This is a genomic window from Halopolyspora algeriensis, assembly GCF_003337235.1.
GTDB classification, from domain to species: Bacteria; Actinomycetota; Actinomycetes; order Mycobacteriales; family Pseudonocardiaceae; genus Haloactinomyces; species Haloactinomyces algeriensis.
Map to the genome: position 1 here is coordinate 23330 of NZ_QPJC01000003.1, position 14297 is coordinate 37626.

16 protein-coding genes are annotated in these 14297 nt (G+C 67.2%); 4 read left to right on the top strand and 12 right to left on the bottom strand.

The annotated features are described in order from the left end of the window. Positions 1 to 133: 133 nt before the first annotated feature. The 5 genes from DFQ14_RS06490 to DFQ14_RS06510 all read right to left on the bottom strand — a co-directional run bounded on the left by DFQ14_RS06490 (position 134) and on the right by DFQ14_RS06510 (position 5517). Positions 134 to 562, bottom strand: coding sequence for a type II toxin-antitoxin system VapC family toxin (locus DFQ14_RS06490; protein WP_114452206.1), 429 nt, complete (start codon positions 560 to 562; stop codon positions 134 to 136). Beyond that, entirely contained in the window at positions 559 to 813 is a 255-nt protein-coding gene (locus DFQ14_RS06495) for a ribbon-helix-helix protein, CopG family (RefSeq protein ID WP_158546664.1), read from the bottom strand. Before DFQ14_RS06495 ends, DFQ14_RS06490 begins: the two co-directional genes overlap by 4 nt. A 55-nt stretch (positions 814 to 868) precedes the next feature. Next, positions 869 to 1345 carry a DUF4233 domain-containing protein gene (locus DFQ14_RS06500; RefSeq protein WP_114452208.1) on the bottom strand — a complete coding sequence of 159 codons (477 nt, stop codon included), beginning with the start codon at positions 1343 to 1345 and terminating at the stop codon, positions 869 to 871. Then, entirely contained in the window at positions 1342 to 2709 is a 1368-nt protein-coding gene (folC, locus tag DFQ14_RS06505) for a bifunctional tetrahydrofolate synthase/dihydrofolate synthase (protein WP_114452209.1), read from the bottom strand. Before folC ends, DFQ14_RS06500 begins: the two co-directional genes overlap by 4 nt. Before the next feature lie 156 nt (positions 2710 to 2865). Then, the gene (locus DFQ14_RS06510; RefSeq protein ID WP_114452210.1) at positions 2866 to 5517 is read right to left on the bottom strand and encodes a valine--tRNA ligase; all 2652 of its coding nucleotides are present in this window, start codon (positions 5515 to 5517) and stop codon (positions 2866 to 2868) included. Positions 5518 to 5603: 86 nt separating this feature from the next. Between DFQ14_RS06510 and DFQ14_RS06515 the strand changes: the two genes are divergently transcribed. Then, positions 5604 to 6281, top strand: coding sequence for a maleylpyruvate isomerase family mycothiol-dependent enzyme (locus DFQ14_RS06515; protein WP_114452463.1), 678 nt, complete (start codon positions 5604 to 5606; stop codon positions 6279 to 6281). A gap of 33 nt (positions 6282 to 6314) precedes the next feature. Here the strand turns inward: DFQ14_RS06515 and DFQ14_RS06520 are convergent, their stop codons facing one another. Next, positions 6315 to 6932, bottom strand: coding sequence for a YwqG family protein (locus DFQ14_RS06520; protein WP_114452211.1), 618 nt, complete (start codon positions 6930 to 6932; stop codon positions 6315 to 6317). A 249-nt stretch (positions 6933 to 7181) separates the two neighbouring features. On the opposite strand from DFQ14_RS06520, the gene DFQ14_RS06525 reads away from it, so the two are divergent. Next, positions 7182 to 8018 (top strand): SDR family NAD(P)-dependent oxidoreductase, encoded by an 837-nt coding sequence (locus DFQ14_RS06525; RefSeq protein ID WP_114452212.1) that lies wholly within the window; start codon positions 7182 to 7184, stop codon positions 8016 to 8018. Positions 8019 to 8269: 251 nt separating this feature from the next. Here the strand turns inward: DFQ14_RS06525 and DFQ14_RS06530 are convergent, their stop codons facing one another. From DFQ14_RS06530 to DFQ14_RS06555, 6 genes are all read right to left on the bottom strand, one after another. After that, positions 8270 to 9211, bottom strand: coding sequence for an AMIN-like domain-containing (lipo)protein (locus tag DFQ14_RS06530; RefSeq protein ID WP_141921359.1), 942 nt, complete (start codon positions 9209 to 9211; stop codon positions 8270 to 8272). A 215-nt stretch (positions 9212 to 9426) separates the two neighbouring features. Beyond that, complete coding sequence (locus DFQ14_RS06535) at positions 9427 to 10806, bottom strand: hypothetical protein (protein ID WP_141921358.1); 1380 nt, start codon at positions 10804 to 10806, stop codon at positions 9427 to 9429. Next, on the bottom strand, positions 10796 to 12103 hold the full coding sequence (locus DFQ14_RS06540) for a WXG100-like domain-containing protein (RefSeq protein ID WP_114452215.1): 1308 nt from the start codon (positions 12101 to 12103) through the stop codon (positions 10796 to 10798). Before DFQ14_RS06540 ends, DFQ14_RS06535 begins: the two co-directional genes overlap by 11 nt. Beyond that, positions 12103 to 12411 (bottom strand): hypothetical protein, encoded by a 309-nt coding sequence (locus DFQ14_RS06545; RefSeq protein WP_114452216.1) that lies wholly within the window; start codon positions 12409 to 12411, stop codon positions 12103 to 12105. The genes DFQ14_RS06540 and DFQ14_RS06545 overlap by 1 nt, the downstream gene beginning before the upstream one ends. Further along, on the bottom strand, positions 12408 to 12914 hold the full coding sequence (locus DFQ14_RS06550) for a YbaB/EbfC family nucleoid-associated protein (protein ID WP_141921357.1): 507 nt from the start codon (positions 12912 to 12914) through the stop codon (positions 12408 to 12410). The genes DFQ14_RS06545 and DFQ14_RS06550 overlap by 4 nt, the downstream gene beginning before the upstream one ends. Positions 12915 to 12988: 74 nt before the next feature. After that, entirely contained in the window at positions 12989 to 13327 is a 339-nt protein-coding gene (locus tag DFQ14_RS06555) for a hypothetical protein (RefSeq protein WP_114452218.1), read from the bottom strand. 174 nt (positions 13328 to 13501) lie between these two features. On the opposite strand from DFQ14_RS06555, the gene DFQ14_RS06560 reads away from it, so the two are divergent. Together DFQ14_RS06560 and DFQ14_RS06565 are read left to right on the top strand one after the other, a co-directional pair. Then, positions 13502 to 13810, top strand: coding sequence for a hypothetical protein (locus DFQ14_RS06560; protein WP_114452219.1), 309 nt, complete (start codon positions 13502 to 13504; stop codon positions 13808 to 13810). Further along, positions 13807 to 14148 (top strand): type II toxin-antitoxin system PemK/MazF family toxin, encoded by a 342-nt coding sequence (locus tag DFQ14_RS06565; protein ID WP_114452220.1) that lies wholly within the window; start codon positions 13807 to 13809, stop codon positions 14146 to 14148. The genes DFQ14_RS06560 and DFQ14_RS06565 overlap by 4 nt, the downstream gene beginning before the upstream one ends. Positions 14149 to 14297: the final 149 nt, after the last annotated feature.

The window sequence follows — 14297 nt, forward strand, 5'->3', positions numbered from 1 at the left end:
CTACATCACGTCGGGACTGTCCTCGCGAGGCTGTGCCGGAGAACCCGCAGCGGTGCCGGTTGCGCACGCGAGCGAAAGCGGCTGACGTCGCTTATCCGGCGTCCTGAAACGGCCAAACCGACCCCCACAGCAATCAGTCCAGGGGGTGGCGCCAGCGGAGTCCGGGATAACGGGCGAACCCGCGGTCGGCGGTGATCCACTCGCAGCCGTGCTCGATGGCGATGGCGGCGAGGTACGCGTCGGGAACGAGGTTGCCCTTGGCATCGGCCTTGCGGCACAGCTCGGTGAAGATCTCCCAGTGGCGCCGACCGGGTTCCACCGGCACGAAAGCCGGCGCGGTACGGAGCGTGGCAACGATCTCCAGAGCATGCTCCGGCGACAGCGTGCGAGAGAACGCCTTCGGGTTGGTCACGATGCGCAAGTACCCGCTGAACACCATCGACGGGATTCCCACCGGTGTCGGTCCGTTGAGAGCATCCTCCAGCCAACGGGAATATGCGGGCTGATCCGGCAGAGCAACGTTCTGCGCATTCAGCAGGACATTGACGTCACAGGCGATCACTCCTCGCCCTCCAGGAATTCCAACAGGGCCGCGTTGTTCGTCAGATCCACTCCCGGCTTGGGCTCTCCGAGATCGAAGGTGGGCAACGCGAAACGCGGAGCCTCCCGAGTCGCCGTCTCGGAACGGCGAAGCTGCGCAAAGCGCACATCCTGTTCGATCAGCGCGCTGACGGTCGTGTGCTCCGCAGCCGCGCGCATCTTGAGTTCGTCGAGCAGGTCCTCGTCAATGGTGATCGTCGTTCTCGTACTCATGCATACGAGCATACGACCGGTGCATCATGATGCACAGTTCTCAATCGAGTGAAGATCACTCTTGCGGCGGGTGCCCGGGAGGATGGCCGAGCTGGTCGGCCAGGCGGCCTTCGCGCATGCGCTTGGCCACATCGCGGCGCAGGTAGAGCATGTATCCCCAGATGCCGGCGAAAATCAGTCCCATCAGACCGATGGCCGGATGCACGATGAAGCAGGCGATCAGCCCGGCCTGCAGAGCCAGCGCCACCCACAGCCCCCATGGCCGGCGCTGCACGAACGCCGCCAACAGGTTGAGCACGGCCAGTGCCGCGACGACGATGAAGCCGATGCTGGAAACCCCGGCCCCGAGCTGCCAGACCACCGGCAGGGCCAAACCGAACACGATGAATTCCAGGACCAGCGTGCCCGCCATGACCCCCCGGAGCCCCTTCCACGGGTCCCGCACCTCCGGGGGTGGTGTGGGCAGTCCCTGAGCTCCCCGGAAGGTCCTGCCGTCCTCCTGCGGTTCGGGCTCCTCGGTCGCGGCACTCATACCGGATCCTTGCCGAACAGTGCCCGTGCCTCCCCGGCGGTGACCACCGAACCCGTGATCACCACACCGCCGCCGGAGATCGCCTCACCGGGCTCGGAGGTTTCCTCGGCCATCCCGATCGCCGCCTCCACCGCATCGTCGAGCCGGGGCTCGACATCGATCCGCTCCTGCCCGAACAGCTCGACGGCCAGCCCGGCGAGCTCGTCCGGATCCATGGCGCGGGGTGAGGAGTTCCGCGTGATCACCAGGTTCTCGACGACGGGCTCCAGCTCGGCCAGGATTCCGCGCGCGTCCTTGTCGGCCATGATGCTCACCACCCCCACCAGGCGCCGGAAGGAGAACTCGGCATTCACCGCGCTCCCCAGTGCCCGCGCACCCTGGGGATTGTGCGCGGCGTCCACGAGGACCGCGGGAGCGGCACGCACACGCTCGAGCCTGCCGGGCGTGATGACTCCGGCGAAGGCTTCCCCGACCGTGTCGGCGTCGAGGCGGTGTTCGGCTCCCGCGCCGAAGAACGCTTCCACGGCAGCCAGCGCGAGTGCCGCATTGCGGGCCTGGTGCTCGCCGTGCACGGGCAGGAAGATCTCGTCGTAGACACCGCTCAGGCCCTGCAGGCGCAGCATCTGGCCACCGACGGCCACGGTGCGTTCCAGCACCCCGAACTCGTGGCCCTCCCGAGCCACGGTGGCCCCGACCTCGGCGATCCGCTCCATGATCACCCGCTCCGCCTCGGCGGGTTGGGAGGCGAGCACCACCACCGAGTCCTGCTTGATGACCCCGGCCTTCTCGGCCGCGATCCCGGCGATGTCCGAACCGAGGTACTCGGCGTGGTCCACCGAAACGGGACACAGCACCGCCACCTGGGCATCGGCGACATTGGTGGCATCCCAGCGGCCGCCGAGCCCGACCTCCAGCACGGCGGCCTCCACGGGAGCCTCGGCGAACGCCGCCAGCGCCATCCCGGTCAGCACCTCGAACTTGCTCATCGCGACCTCGCTGCGGGAGTCCACGAGGGACACATAAGGCGCGACGTCGCGGTAGGCCTCGACATAGCCGGACGGGCTGATCGGGGCGCCGTCGATGCTGATGCGCTCGGTGGCCAGCTGCAGGTGCGGGCTGGTGTAGCGGCCGACCCGCAGGCCCCGGCGGCTCAGCAGGGCGTCGATCATGCGCGAGGTCGAGGACTTGCCGTTGGTTCCGGCCACGTGCACGACGGGATAACCGCGCTGCGGTTCGGCCAGCAGGTCGGTCAGCGCCTGGACGCGCTCCAGCGTCGGGTCGATCTTGGTCTCGGGCCAGCGCTCGTTCAGCTCGGCCTCGACCACCCGAAGCTCGTGAAGCGCGCCGGGATCGGTGTCGGGCACGTGTGTTCACTCTCCTGCACGCAACATCGTGGTGACGTGGGCGCAAGTCTACGTCCACGCTGCTCCGCGGCTTGCACCGCCGGGCGGCCTGCGAGCGGAGTGAACGGAACTTTCGTTACTTCTACACGGGTGAAAGTTCCGTTCACTCACAACCGCTCACGCCTGCGGCAGCGACTCCAATCGGGCGTTGATGCGCTCGATGTCGGCCTGGGCGGCTTCCCGCCGCGACCGGATCTTGTCCACCACCTCGGCCGGGGCCTTGTCGGTGAACGAGGGATTGTTGAGCTTCTTGTCCGTGCCGTCCAGTTCCTTTTCCGCCGCCGCGAGGTCCTTGGCCAGACGCTTGCGCTCCGCGGCGATGTCGATGGCACCGGACAGGTCGAGCTCGACGGTCACGTCGCCCGGGGCGAGCCCCACCTCGATCGAGGCCGAGGCGGTGAAGCCCTCCCCCGGCTCGGTGATCTTGGCCAGGCTTCGCACCGCCGGGACATGCTCGGCCAGGCCCGCGGCCGGGATTCCGTCGAGATTGGCGGCGACCTTCTGGCCGGGTTTGAGGCCCTGGTCCGACCGGAACCGGCGGATCTCGGTGATCAGCTTGCGCACCGCGGAGATCCGCTCGGCGGCTCCCTCGTCGGTCTGCCCACCCGTCGGGCTCGGCCAGTCCGCGACGACCACGGATTCCCGTCCGGTCAGCGCCGTCCACAGCGCCTCGGTGACGAACGGGATCGTCGGGTGCAGCAGCCGCAGCAGCACGTCCAGGACGTGCCCGAGCACCGCGCGGGTGTTCTCGGCGCGCCGGCCACCCTCGTCGAGCTGCACCTTCGACAGCTCCACGTACCAGTCGCAGAACTCGTCCCAGGTGAAGTGGTACAGCGCCTCGGTGGACTTGGCGAACTGGAAGTCCTCCAGAAGTTCCTCCACGTCGGCGGTGAGCGCGTCGGTGCGGTCCAGGACCCAGCGGTCGGCGTCGGTCAGCTCGGCGCGGTCCGGCAGCGCCCGGGGCACGAAGGCTTCCTTGCCCAGCGCGAACTTGGTGGCGTTGAACAGCTTCGTCACGAAACTGCGCGATCCCGCAACCCACTCCTCGCTCATCGGCGCGTCGGCACCGGGGTTGGCGCCGCGGGCCAGCGTGAACCGCAGCGCGTCGGTGCCGTAGTCGTCGATCCACTGCAACGGGTCGACCGTGTTGCCCGCCGACTTCGACATCTTCTTGCCGTGCGGGTCCCGGACGATGCCGTGCAGGGCGATGACGTTGAACGGCACAGCACGGCTCGGGTCACGGTCCTTCATCGCGTACAGCCCGAGCATCATCATCCGGGCGACCCAGAAGAACAGGATGTCGTAGCCGGTGACCAGCACACTGGTCGGGTAAAACTTGCGCAGGTCGGCGGTGTCGTCGGGCCAGCCCATCGTGGAGAACGGCCACAGGCCCGAGGAGAACCACGTGTCGAGCACGTCCTCGTCCTGGCGCCAGCCCTCACCGGTGGGCGGCTGTTCGTCCGGGCCGACGCAGACGACCTGCCCGTCCGGCCCGTACCAGATCGGGATCCGGTGGCCCCACCACATCTGCCGCGAGATCGCCCAGTCGTGCAGGTTGTCGATCCAGTCGAAGTAGCGCTTGGCCATCTCCGGGGGGTGCACCGCGACCCGGCCGTCGCGCACGGCGTCGCCTGCGGCCTGGGCCAGCGGGCCGACCTTGACGAACCACTGCAGCGACAGTCGCGGTTCGATCGGCTCCTTGGAGCGGGAGCTGTGTCCGACGCTGTGGACGTAGGGACGCTTCTCGGCCACGATCCGGCCCTGCTCGCGCAGCGCCTCGCGCACCGCCACGCGCGCCTCGAAACGATCCATGCCGTCGAAGGCGGTGCCGGTGCCCGCGATGTGGCCGGTCTCGTCCATGATCGTGGGCATCGGCAGGTCGTGGCGCCTGCCGATCTCGAAGTCGTTGGGGTCGTGGGCCGGGGTCACCTTGACCGCGCCGCTGCCGAACTCGGGGTCGACGTGCGAGTCGGCGACGACCGGAATCGTGCGGCCGGTCAGCGGCAACTCGATCTCGGTGCCGACCAGATGCTCGTAGCGCTCGTCGTCGGGATGCACCGCCACGGCGGTGTCGCCGAGCATGGTCTCGACACGGGTGGTGGCCACCTCGATCGCGTTCTCGCCCCTGCCGTAGCGCATGGAGACGAGCTCGCCCTCGACCTCCCGGTGCTCGACCTCGATGTCCGAGATCGCCGTGCGCATTTCGGGTGACCAGTTGACCAGCCGCTCGGCGCGGTAGATCAGGCCGTCGTCATAGAGCTGCTTGAAGATCGTCTGGACCGCCCGCGACAAGCCCTGGTCCATGGTGAAGCGCTCGCGGGTCCAGTCCACGCCGTCGCCCAGACGGCGCATCTGGGACAGGATCGCCCCGCCGTGCTGCTCCTTCCACTGCCACACCCGTTCGAGGAAGCCCTCGCGGCCGAGCTCGCGGTGGTCGATGCCCTCCTCGCGAAGCTGCCGCTCGACCAGGGCCTGCACGGCGATGCTGGCGTGGTCCATGCCGGGCAGCCACAGCGCCTCGTAACCCTGCATCCGGCGGCGCCGCGTGAGCAGATCCATCAGGGTGTGCTCGTAGGCGTGGCCGATGTGCAGGCTGCCGGTCACGTTGGGGGGCGGGATGACGAGCGAGAACGGGGGCTTGTCACTGTGCGCGTCGGCGGTGAAGTAGCCCCTGTCCAGCCAGCGCTGGTACAGCTCGGCCTCTACGTCGGCCGGATTCCAGGTCGACGGGAGTTCACGGGGCTGGGCTGCTGCGCTGGTCTGTGTCACGGGGGGAATTCTACGAACCGGCTTTGATCCCTTGTGCGGTGCTCACCCTTGCCGCGTCCGACCGGGTGGGGAAAGATCCGGAAGCCATGGCTCCGACGATCCTCGACCGGGTCCGCGGCGGACACCACCACCTGCTGGACCAGGTCGGCGAACTGGAAACGGCCGAACTCCGGCAGTCGTCCCGGCTGCCCGGCTGGTCCCGCGCGCACGTGGTCGCCCATCTCGCGCACAACGCCCGGATGCTCACGCGGGTGACCAGGCACGCGTTGCGAGGAGAACTCGTCGAGCCCTATCCCGACGGCGATCGCGACTCGGCGATCGAGCGGGACTCGGCACTGGATGCCACTGCCCTCGTCGAGCTGCTCACCTCCGCGCAGTCGGAGCTGGAGATCACCTGGGATTCGCTGGCCGAGCGGGATTGGCAACGGTCGGTCCGGTTCCGCAACGGCACGGTGCACGACCTGTTGCTGTGCCGGTGGCGGGAGAACGAGATCCACACCGTCGACCTCGCCCTGGGCCGCACCGAGGAGTTCTGGTCGCCGGAGTTCTGCGAGCACGCCCTCGATTTCCTCGCCCCGCGGTTGGAGGGCAGCGACGTGCTGCTGGTTCCCGGCGATCTGTCCCGGACCTGGACGTTCGGCGACGGCTCCACCGGAACCGTGCGCGGACCGGTCCACACCATCGCCTGCTGGATGGCCGGCCGCACCCCTCAGGAGAAGCCGGCCTGCGACGGGACGTTCCCCGACCTCGGCCCCTGGCCGTGAGGGCCCCTGCAGACCTCCGGGTGAAACCGCTCCTTACTCGCACTGCCAGCAGAAACGCCCCTGTCCGGTGTTCTCGTCGAGGAAGGCGTAGCCCACGCCGTCCTCGCCGAAGCTCACGTCGAACGGCAGGTCGTCGGTGCTGTCCAGCTGCAGCACGAACCTCCAGGTGCCGGGTTCGTCCGGGGTTTCCTCGTCCTGCAGCCAGCGCGGGGTTCCCCACAGCCTGCTGGCGAAGTCGTTCACGTCGTCGGCGCCGTTCGCTTCGGAAGCCGCCGGATGCGGAGTGAGCTCGACACGGTGGTCCGGGCCGAACGTCGGGCCGCTGCGAATGCCCGCGACCCGGTGGAATTCGGCGGGCTCACCCGGTTGCGCGAAGAAAGCGTTCTCGCCCCCACGCGGCTCGGAGGTGTCCGTGACGTCGTCCTCGTCGAAGTTCTCGGTGAGGAACAGGTAGGCGAGCCGCACCGGGTCTCCGAGCAACCGGATCTGCCCGAGGAACCGCATCGGTCTGCCGGACTCGGCCGACAGCGGCCACATCGGACCGTCCAGCCAGACCGGCTGGCCGCCGAATTTCGTGATCGGCTCCCGGATCGGCTCGTCCGCCTCGACGAACCGGAGATCCTGCCGGGCCGGGGTGGTGCTGCTGGGCATCGCTGTCCTCACTGGTGTTTCGACGATCACCCGACGATACCCATCCCGCCCGGCACGAAAGACCACTTCGCCGCTACGGCTCGGCATCGATCCGGTGGATGGCTGCGGTGCCTTGCCGACCGAGCGCGCCCCGGAGCAACCGGGCGGGCACTCGTCACCGTGATTCCGTGACCGCGCATACCCGTGCGCGCCTGGGTAGGCTCCGGCGCAGCGGCTGAACTCGGATCCGAAGGACGGGAGGCGCAGGCCATGACCAGTGCCGACGGGCAGGTCGTGTTCATCACCGGCTCGACGAGCGGGCTGGGCAGGAAACTCGCCGAGCGGCTCGCCTCCGAGGGCGCCGGTGTGGTGCTGCACGGGCGCAGCAGTGAGCGTTGCGAGTCCACGGTGCAGGAGATCCAGGAGGCGACGGGCAGCGACCGTCTCCCCTATCACGTCGCGAATCTCGCCTCGCTGGCCGAGGTACGCCGGCTCGCCGACGAGGTGCGCGAGCAGCACGGCCGGCTCGACGTTCTCGTCAACAACGCAGGCGCCGGGGGTGGTCCCGCGGAGGAGGGCACGCGGGAAATCAGCGAGGACGGCTACGAGCTGCGGTTCGCGATCAACCACCTCGCGCATTATCTGCTGACTCACCGGCTGCTGCCGCTGCTGCGCTCCTCCGCTCCCGCGCGGGTGGTCAATGTCGCCTCCGGCGCCCAGGAGGCGATCGACTTCGACGATGTGCAGCTGGAACGCGACTACAGCTCCTCGCGAGCCTACACGCAGAGCAAGCTCGCGCAGGTGATGTTCACGTTCGACCTGGCCGAGGCGCTGAATGCCGACGAGGTCACGATCAACAGCCTGCATCCCGCGTCGCTGATGGACACCAAGATGGCGCAGCGGTGGTACGGAAGCGCGATGACCTCGGTGGAAGAGGGCGTGGCGGCAACACACCGGCTGGTCACCGATCCCGAACTGGCCGGGGTCACCGGGCGGTACTTCAGCGGGCAGCAGGAAGCGCGCGCCCACGAGCAGGCCTACGACGCCGAGGCGCGCAGGAGGCTCCGCGAGCTCTCCGAGCAACTGACCTCTCAGGCCGTCGGGTGATCGCCGACAGGGCTCGGCGCGACCAAGGACGCTGCCCTGCGCACCGTTTTCCACATCGGTCCGGATCGGACCGTGGAAAACGTCCGCGATGAGAGAGACCGCCGGATTGTCGAGTCCATGTCCGAGGAGGAACGCGCCGATCGATCGTCTACTCGCGGCATGCTCCTGTTCACCTGCTCTGAACGCGTCCGGAGGGGACAGCATCTCTCGACTGTCCCCTCCGGGTGAGCGGTTCTGCGGTTGTGCTGCGGTCAGCTCGCGTTGAAGGTGACCGTCGCCTCGGCACGGGTGCAGGTGTAGTCGTAGCTCGTCATCTGACCACTGTCGTCCCGCTCGACCCGGCAGGAGAACCCGCCGGACGTGCCGTAGGGCTCACCGAGGTTCCCCTCGGCGGCCGCGGCCACATCCCGGGCCTTGTCGCAGCCCACGCCCGTGGCGGTGATGCCGAAAGCACCGTGGTCGCTTTGCGGGGTGAACGCCACGTCGCCGCACTCGCGGGTCACCGGCTCGTCCGAGGTGCAGTTCGGCGTGCCGACGTCGACCACGACGGCGCTGTTGCGGGTGGTGACCTCGAACCAGGGCCGCACCGGAGCACCGTGGCAGCTGTTCACGCCGATCGCGGCTTCCTGGACCTTCTCGAATCCGCCCAGGTAGCGCACCTCGGCCACGTTCGGCAGGTCCGCCTCGACGACCTTCCGCACGCTTGCGCTCGCGGTCGCGGGCGAGAAACTCGTCTTGAGGAAGAGCTGGCCTTCCATCTCGACCGGTTTGCCGGATCCGGGTCTGCGCGGGTAGTCCTCCAGCCATGTCTGGGTGTCGTCCGGCAACCGCTTGCCGCCCTGGGTGCCGGAGAAGTGGAAGACGACCCGGTCGTAGGAGTCGTCGCCGGACTTGACCTCGATTCCGGTCAGCGTGGCCGGGTTCCGTGCGGGCGGTTGCTGGGCGGCCGGTTGTTGCCGGGAGCTGGTGGCCTGCCGGGCAGCGTGCTGCCGGTCCGTACTCGGCCGTGCCTGCGTGGTGCCCGTCTGCGTGGTGCTTGCCTGCGCCACAGCGTGAGAAGGCGGTCCGGAAGGATCCGGCGGAGCGTTCTCGGAACCCTGGGGCAGCGCGGTGCCCGCACCCCACCCGGCCAGCGGAACCACCAGCGCAGCGGCCGTTCCTGCCATCAACATCCGAGGTGAACGGAGCTTCATGGTCCTCACCCTTTCCCGTCTCGGGTGTTCGTCCTTACACCCTGGGAGACGTGCGGACTCCGCGCCGGGTTGAGAAGTTCGGTTCCACGCGATAACGGTCGCGACAGCGAATGCGTGCAATACCAAGCTATCGGCACCGCCTGGCGGTGTTCCGCCGGTGGCGACGAGAGCCGGTGCACAGGAGGCAAAGCCGAACCGCTATCGGCCGGACCGACTCACTGCCCGGTCGTGGAGTCGGGCGAGCTGTACGGACTCCGTTGCGATCGAGACCGGGCAGCACCGATGGCGAGGATGGTGAGCACGATGCTGCGGAAGGTCGTGATCAACGCACCGATCACGAGTGGGAGCACGAGAATCCCCAGCCATCTCGGAGTGCTCTGCCGGTATTTGGGCTGCCACTCGCTACCACTGCCCATATACACGGGGATCCGTTTCCCGACATCGGACGCACCGAACTGCGAAAATTCCCTGCCGTAGCGATTCGGCCGGTCCTCGAATCCTTCCTTGGGAGTGACCATGCCCTTGCAGGACGAGCGCAGTCCCAGCACCGTCCAGTTCGGCTCACACGACTCCAGGACGAGATGACCGCTGACCGATCGAATATCGCTGCCGCCGTGCTCTCCGGCGATGACCATCCCGTAGCCGAAGTAGGTCGCATAGGCCAGTACTGCGGCAGCACCCCAGGACCGCCAGAGGGACTTCCCGGAGATATGCGGCCGAGCAGCAACTCGCTCGCCCGTCGTTCTTGCCGTCGCCTCCGGGCCGGGCGCCGTACTCTCCGGTTGCTCCTCGGCATTGCTACGGCCTCGTACCTTGTTGCCCGCGATCGCGACACCACGCACCACAGCTCGTGCCAGGAAGAGGTACCAGAACAGGAACGCGAACAGCGCCAGCACACCGATCAGCAGCTCGGCGAGCATCGGCGGCTCGTTCGCTGTCACCCCTTTCCAGGTACGCCCCCGAATCCCCTCGAACGAGTCGAACACGTCGACGGTCCGACCGACGTCCGTCCGGTCGAACCGGGAGAACCACGCATCGTAGTGCACTTTTTCGCCGTGCTGGAAATGCCCTTCCAACGGGGTGATGGTCCCGGTGCAACGGGACCGCAGTCCCAGTACGGTCCAGTTCGGTTCGCAGGACTCCACCACGAGACGCCCCTCGGCAGGCGAGGTGTCCGAATGGTTGTTGGCCAGAAAGGCGCCGTAGTCGAAATACGCCGCGTAGGTCAGTACCACCGCCAAGGTGAAGGGTTGCCACAGGGGCAATTTGTGCGCCGGTTTCCCCGGGTCCCTTCTCAGGGCCAGCATGAATCGCGAGAATCCGCGCCGCGTGGAGGACTCGGGAACCCTCGACTTCCACCACAGGTGCACTCCCCGTGCGAGCTGCCAGAGCCCGGCGATGGCCAGCCCCATCGTCAGGAACACCAGCGCCACCCCGGCATATCGGAATGCGGCACTGTGCAGACCGTTCTCTCCCGCCATGAGTTGAGCCGCATACCCGTCGATCAGTGCGAGCAGCAGGCAGATACCGCCGTTGCGCAAGCAGCGGCGAATTCCCCTCGGTACAGCATCTTCCGCTTCGGTGCTACTGGTCACGTTCGCCCCGAACCTCTCTGGTTTTCGATTCGTGGGGTTTCTCCGACGGCTGCCCCTCTTCAGGATTTCCCTCTTCTTGCCAGAACGCCTTGTTGTACTCCTTCAACCCTTCCTTGCCCGCAGACACGGCATCACCGACCCAAGGCTTGACATTGCCCAGATCACTGAATGATGGCTTGTGCTGGCCGAGGTCGCCCGTCGCTGCCCTGACCCAGTTCCCGCCGTCGAAAGCGCTCTTGTTCAGGTGGGTGTCCGTCTGGTCGACGACCTTGCCGAGCCTGGTATTGGCCAGAGGGCCGCCTTCCTCATCCCATCGGTCGGCAGTGGCTCGCATGTTCTCCGCGCGAGTATCGGCGGAGTTCGTGACGTCGTCCACCCGCTGGTTTCGCGCATCCAGGCCCTGCCCCTGGAACCAGTCACCGAGTGCATCACGGCTGTCCGCCTTGGCACGTGCCTCGGCCGCCATGTGCTCTTCCTTCATCTTGAGCCGACCGTCGAACCCGCTGTCGGAGCGACTCCTGCTGGTTGCCGCCAGGTCGTCGGCACGCTTCCGCAGAGTGTCCGCAGACGACTTGGCCAGCCCGCCCAGCTTGTCGAGAGCGGCGAACAACTTCTTCAAGTGCTGTGCGATTCGCCCCGCGATCTCGACGGCTTTCGACACAGCTCGCGCGATGAAGGCGGCCACGGAGCCGCCGAACGTGAACCAGCTCGACGCGGCCGCAGCAGTACCCCAGGCAATCAGCGTGCCCACCATCTCGGCAATCAGGTCCCGGATCAGTGCACGAGTGGAGGCGACGAAAACACCGGCGAGCTTGACCTTGTTCGAGACCGAGCTGGAAGCGACTTCGGCATTCCTGATGTGCTCGAAGAGGTTGGACGCCGATCCCCGATACGCAGCCCCGGACTGCCCTCGCCACTCCGTGACCTGCGTCAGTGAACTCTTGTACTGTTCGGCCACCTCACCGAGATGCTTCGAGATATTGCTCCACGTATTGGCGGCGGCCTCGATCGCAGGCGGATCACCCGCCAAGGCATCGAACGGTTCACGAACCCACTCGACGTTCTCGATGACCCACCCGACCACGGAGGACGCCAGCGTGGCCAGAGGATCCGTCAGGAAGCCGGCGGCATCCAACGCCATACCGGCACCGTCGATGGCCAGTTGAGTCTCATCGACCTGGGCACCCTGATGAAAGACATTCTCGATATTGGCTGCGAAATCCTCGGCTCCGTCCAAGGGGCCGGCGCCGGTGAACGTCTTGTCCTCGACCTTGATGTCGGCTTGCAGGTCGTCCATCAACGCATCCCCTCGAATCTGGCGACGGCCTCGTCGTCGCGGTCCCGGAACTCCTGGGCGGCTTCTTTCACCTTGTTCCCACTGTCTTCCAACGACTGCGGGAGCTGTCCCAGCAACCTCTCCGCGGAAGCACGCTCTTCCTCGAAAATGGAGGTCCAGAACTGGCAGAGCACCCCCATCACGTCCGGTCCGAGCTCCACCGAGGCAGCGGCCTCGTGCGCCTTGTCCAGGGCCGCGGTGATCTCTCCGGCCAGGTGCTTGCCGTGGGCGTCCATGGCGTCGGTGTTGGTGTGGATGCCGCCACTCATCGCGTGCCTCCGAAGCGCCGGTGACCGCCGTCCCAGTCGTCGTCCCCGTCGTCGTGGCCGAGATCCATCTCCGAGACGCTCTCGCGTCGCGAACCGGTGTCCTGCCCGGACTCCTCCTCGTCCGGCTGCAGCCGGGCGATGCCGGCCTCGACCTGCTCGCCGAGGAAGTTCATCGCCTCGCCGTCACCCAGCAGCGGGCGCATGCTCTCCTGCACCTCGCGCGCGGCCTGCTGCTGCGCCCGGCGGATCGTGGCCATGATCGTGCTCGCCAGCTTGGTGTGGCCGAGCTCCATCGCCTTCGGTCCGAGCTCGAGCGACTCGATGCTTCCCCCGCCCGCCACGGTGACCGTGACGGTGCCGTCATCGCTGGTGGCTCGGCTGCTCGCGCCGGCGAGCGCCTCCTGCGACCGCTCGAGCTGCTGCTGCATCCGGGTGGTCTTGTTCTCGAAATCCGCCAGGAACTGGTAAGGATCCAACGGGGACCTCTCGCTGTCGATGATCAATCCGGCGAGAAGCGTAGCGCGGACGGATCAGCGAATGTGGCCGATTAGGACAAACGGCGGGAAGGAAAAAGCGCTCACCCCAACCAGAGTTGGGCGCCCAGGTGAGCCAGCCGCTGCTTGCGCGCTTCGTAGTCCGGCATGGTCCCCAACAGGTTGGTCGCCGTCGGCCGGTGCACGGCGTTGGCGGCCTGGGAGATGCGGTGGTCGTCCAGCCACGGCTGCCCGTCGAGGGTGTTGATCCGGTGCAGCGCCGCGCGCAGCCTGCCCGCGAGGACGACGTCACGCAGCGAGTCCCGCCCGACCGGGGCGCCTTCTTCGGTGAGCGCGGGCAGGTGGGTCCAGCCCATCGCTTCGAGCCGGCGGATCAGCGGCCACTCGACGGCGTCCTTCTCGGTGGGCAACCCCACGCTCACAGTGCGCTCCACGATCGGGTCCGGCGTCGCCGGTGATCGTAGCGCCGGCAGGTGACATTCGGTCGCACTTTCGATAACGAAGAGTCACACCTCAGTGCGGCGATGTGAGGCATCTGAACGATGCACATAATGCTGCATTGTGTTGACTCGGCCCTATGAGGCATCATGGGTAGCATGAGCGCCGAAACCGTCCGCCGGGAAAGCCTTCCGCTCACCGAGTCCGATGCCACGATCGTCGACAAGCTGATGAACCCGCACAGCCTGGAACGCTGGGCCCTCAACCAGCTCGCCGAGAACGTCGGCACGACCAAAGCCGCTGTACTGCGCACCGCATTCCACATCGGTCTTGATCGGATCGTGGAAACAGCTCAGGACGAGGGGTACCGTCGGCTCGCCGAATCCATGACCGAGGAGGAGCGCGCCGAGCGTCGCGCGACCACGTACTCGCGGCGGCGCGCGCGTGCTCAGCGGGGTGACGAGTGACCCGCAGCGGTGGCCCACCACCACAGGTTCTTCGTGGCCGCATCGTCGCCGCTGTCATCGACGAGGAGCTCGGGGAAAAATACTACCTGGTGGTCAGCAACAATCGTCGCAATCGCCGACTCGACGACTTCCTGGCCGTACGACTGACCACCAGCCGCAAGCCGGACCTGGACACCATCGTCACCATCGACGACCCGCAGTCATCATGGACCGGCGCTGTGCTGTGCGATGACATCGTGGCGATCTTCAAATCGGAAGTGACACGCGAAGAGGGAGCCCTGTCGCCGTCGACGATGAGCAGGGTGGACCAGGCATTGCGTAGTGCTTTGAGTCTGTAGGCCGTGAGCGCACGTGCCAGGGCGAACCGGACCGTGCGCTCACGACCCCGATCGCGGCTCAGGCGAAGCGGTCGGCCTTGATGGCGGCCACGAACGCCTGCCACTGCCGGTGATCGGTGGTGAAGTACCCGGCCGCGCGGTCCTTGGTG

Coding starts and splice junctions, on each gene's coding strand:
- DFQ14_RS06515 (WP_114452463.1), top strand. CDS start 5,604: ATGGCTCCGACGATCCTCGACCGGGTCCGCGGCGGACACCACCACCTG.
- DFQ14_RS06530 (WP_141921359.1), bottom strand. CDS start 9,211: ATGAAGCTCCGTTCACCTCGGATGTTGATGGCAGGAACGGCCGCTGCG.
- DFQ14_RS06525 (WP_114452212.1), top strand. CDS start 7,182: ATGACCAGTGCCGACGGGCAGGTCGTGTTCATCACCGGCTCGACGAGC.
- DFQ14_RS06520 (WP_114452211.1), bottom strand. CDS start 6,932: ATGCCCAGCAGCACCACCCCGGCCCGGCAGGATCTCCGGTTCGTCGAG.
- DFQ14_RS06495 (WP_158546664.1), bottom strand. CDS start 813: ATGAGTACGAGAACGACGATCACCATTGACGAGGACCTGCTCGACGAA.
- DFQ14_RS06540 (WP_114452215.1), bottom strand. CDS start 12,103: ATGGACGACCTGCAAGCCGACATCAAGGTCGAGGACAAGACGTTCACC.
- DFQ14_RS06545 (WP_114452216.1), bottom strand. CDS start 12,411: ATGAGTGGCGGCATCCACACCAACACCGACGCCATGGACGCCCACGGC.
- DFQ14_RS06500 (WP_114452208.1), bottom strand. CDS start 1,345: ATGAGTGCCGCGACCGAGGAGCCCGAACCGCAGGAGGACGGCAGGACC.
- DFQ14_RS06560 (WP_114452219.1), top strand. CDS start 13,502: ATGAGCGCCGAAACCGTCCGCCGGGAAAGCCTTCCGCTCACCGAGTCC.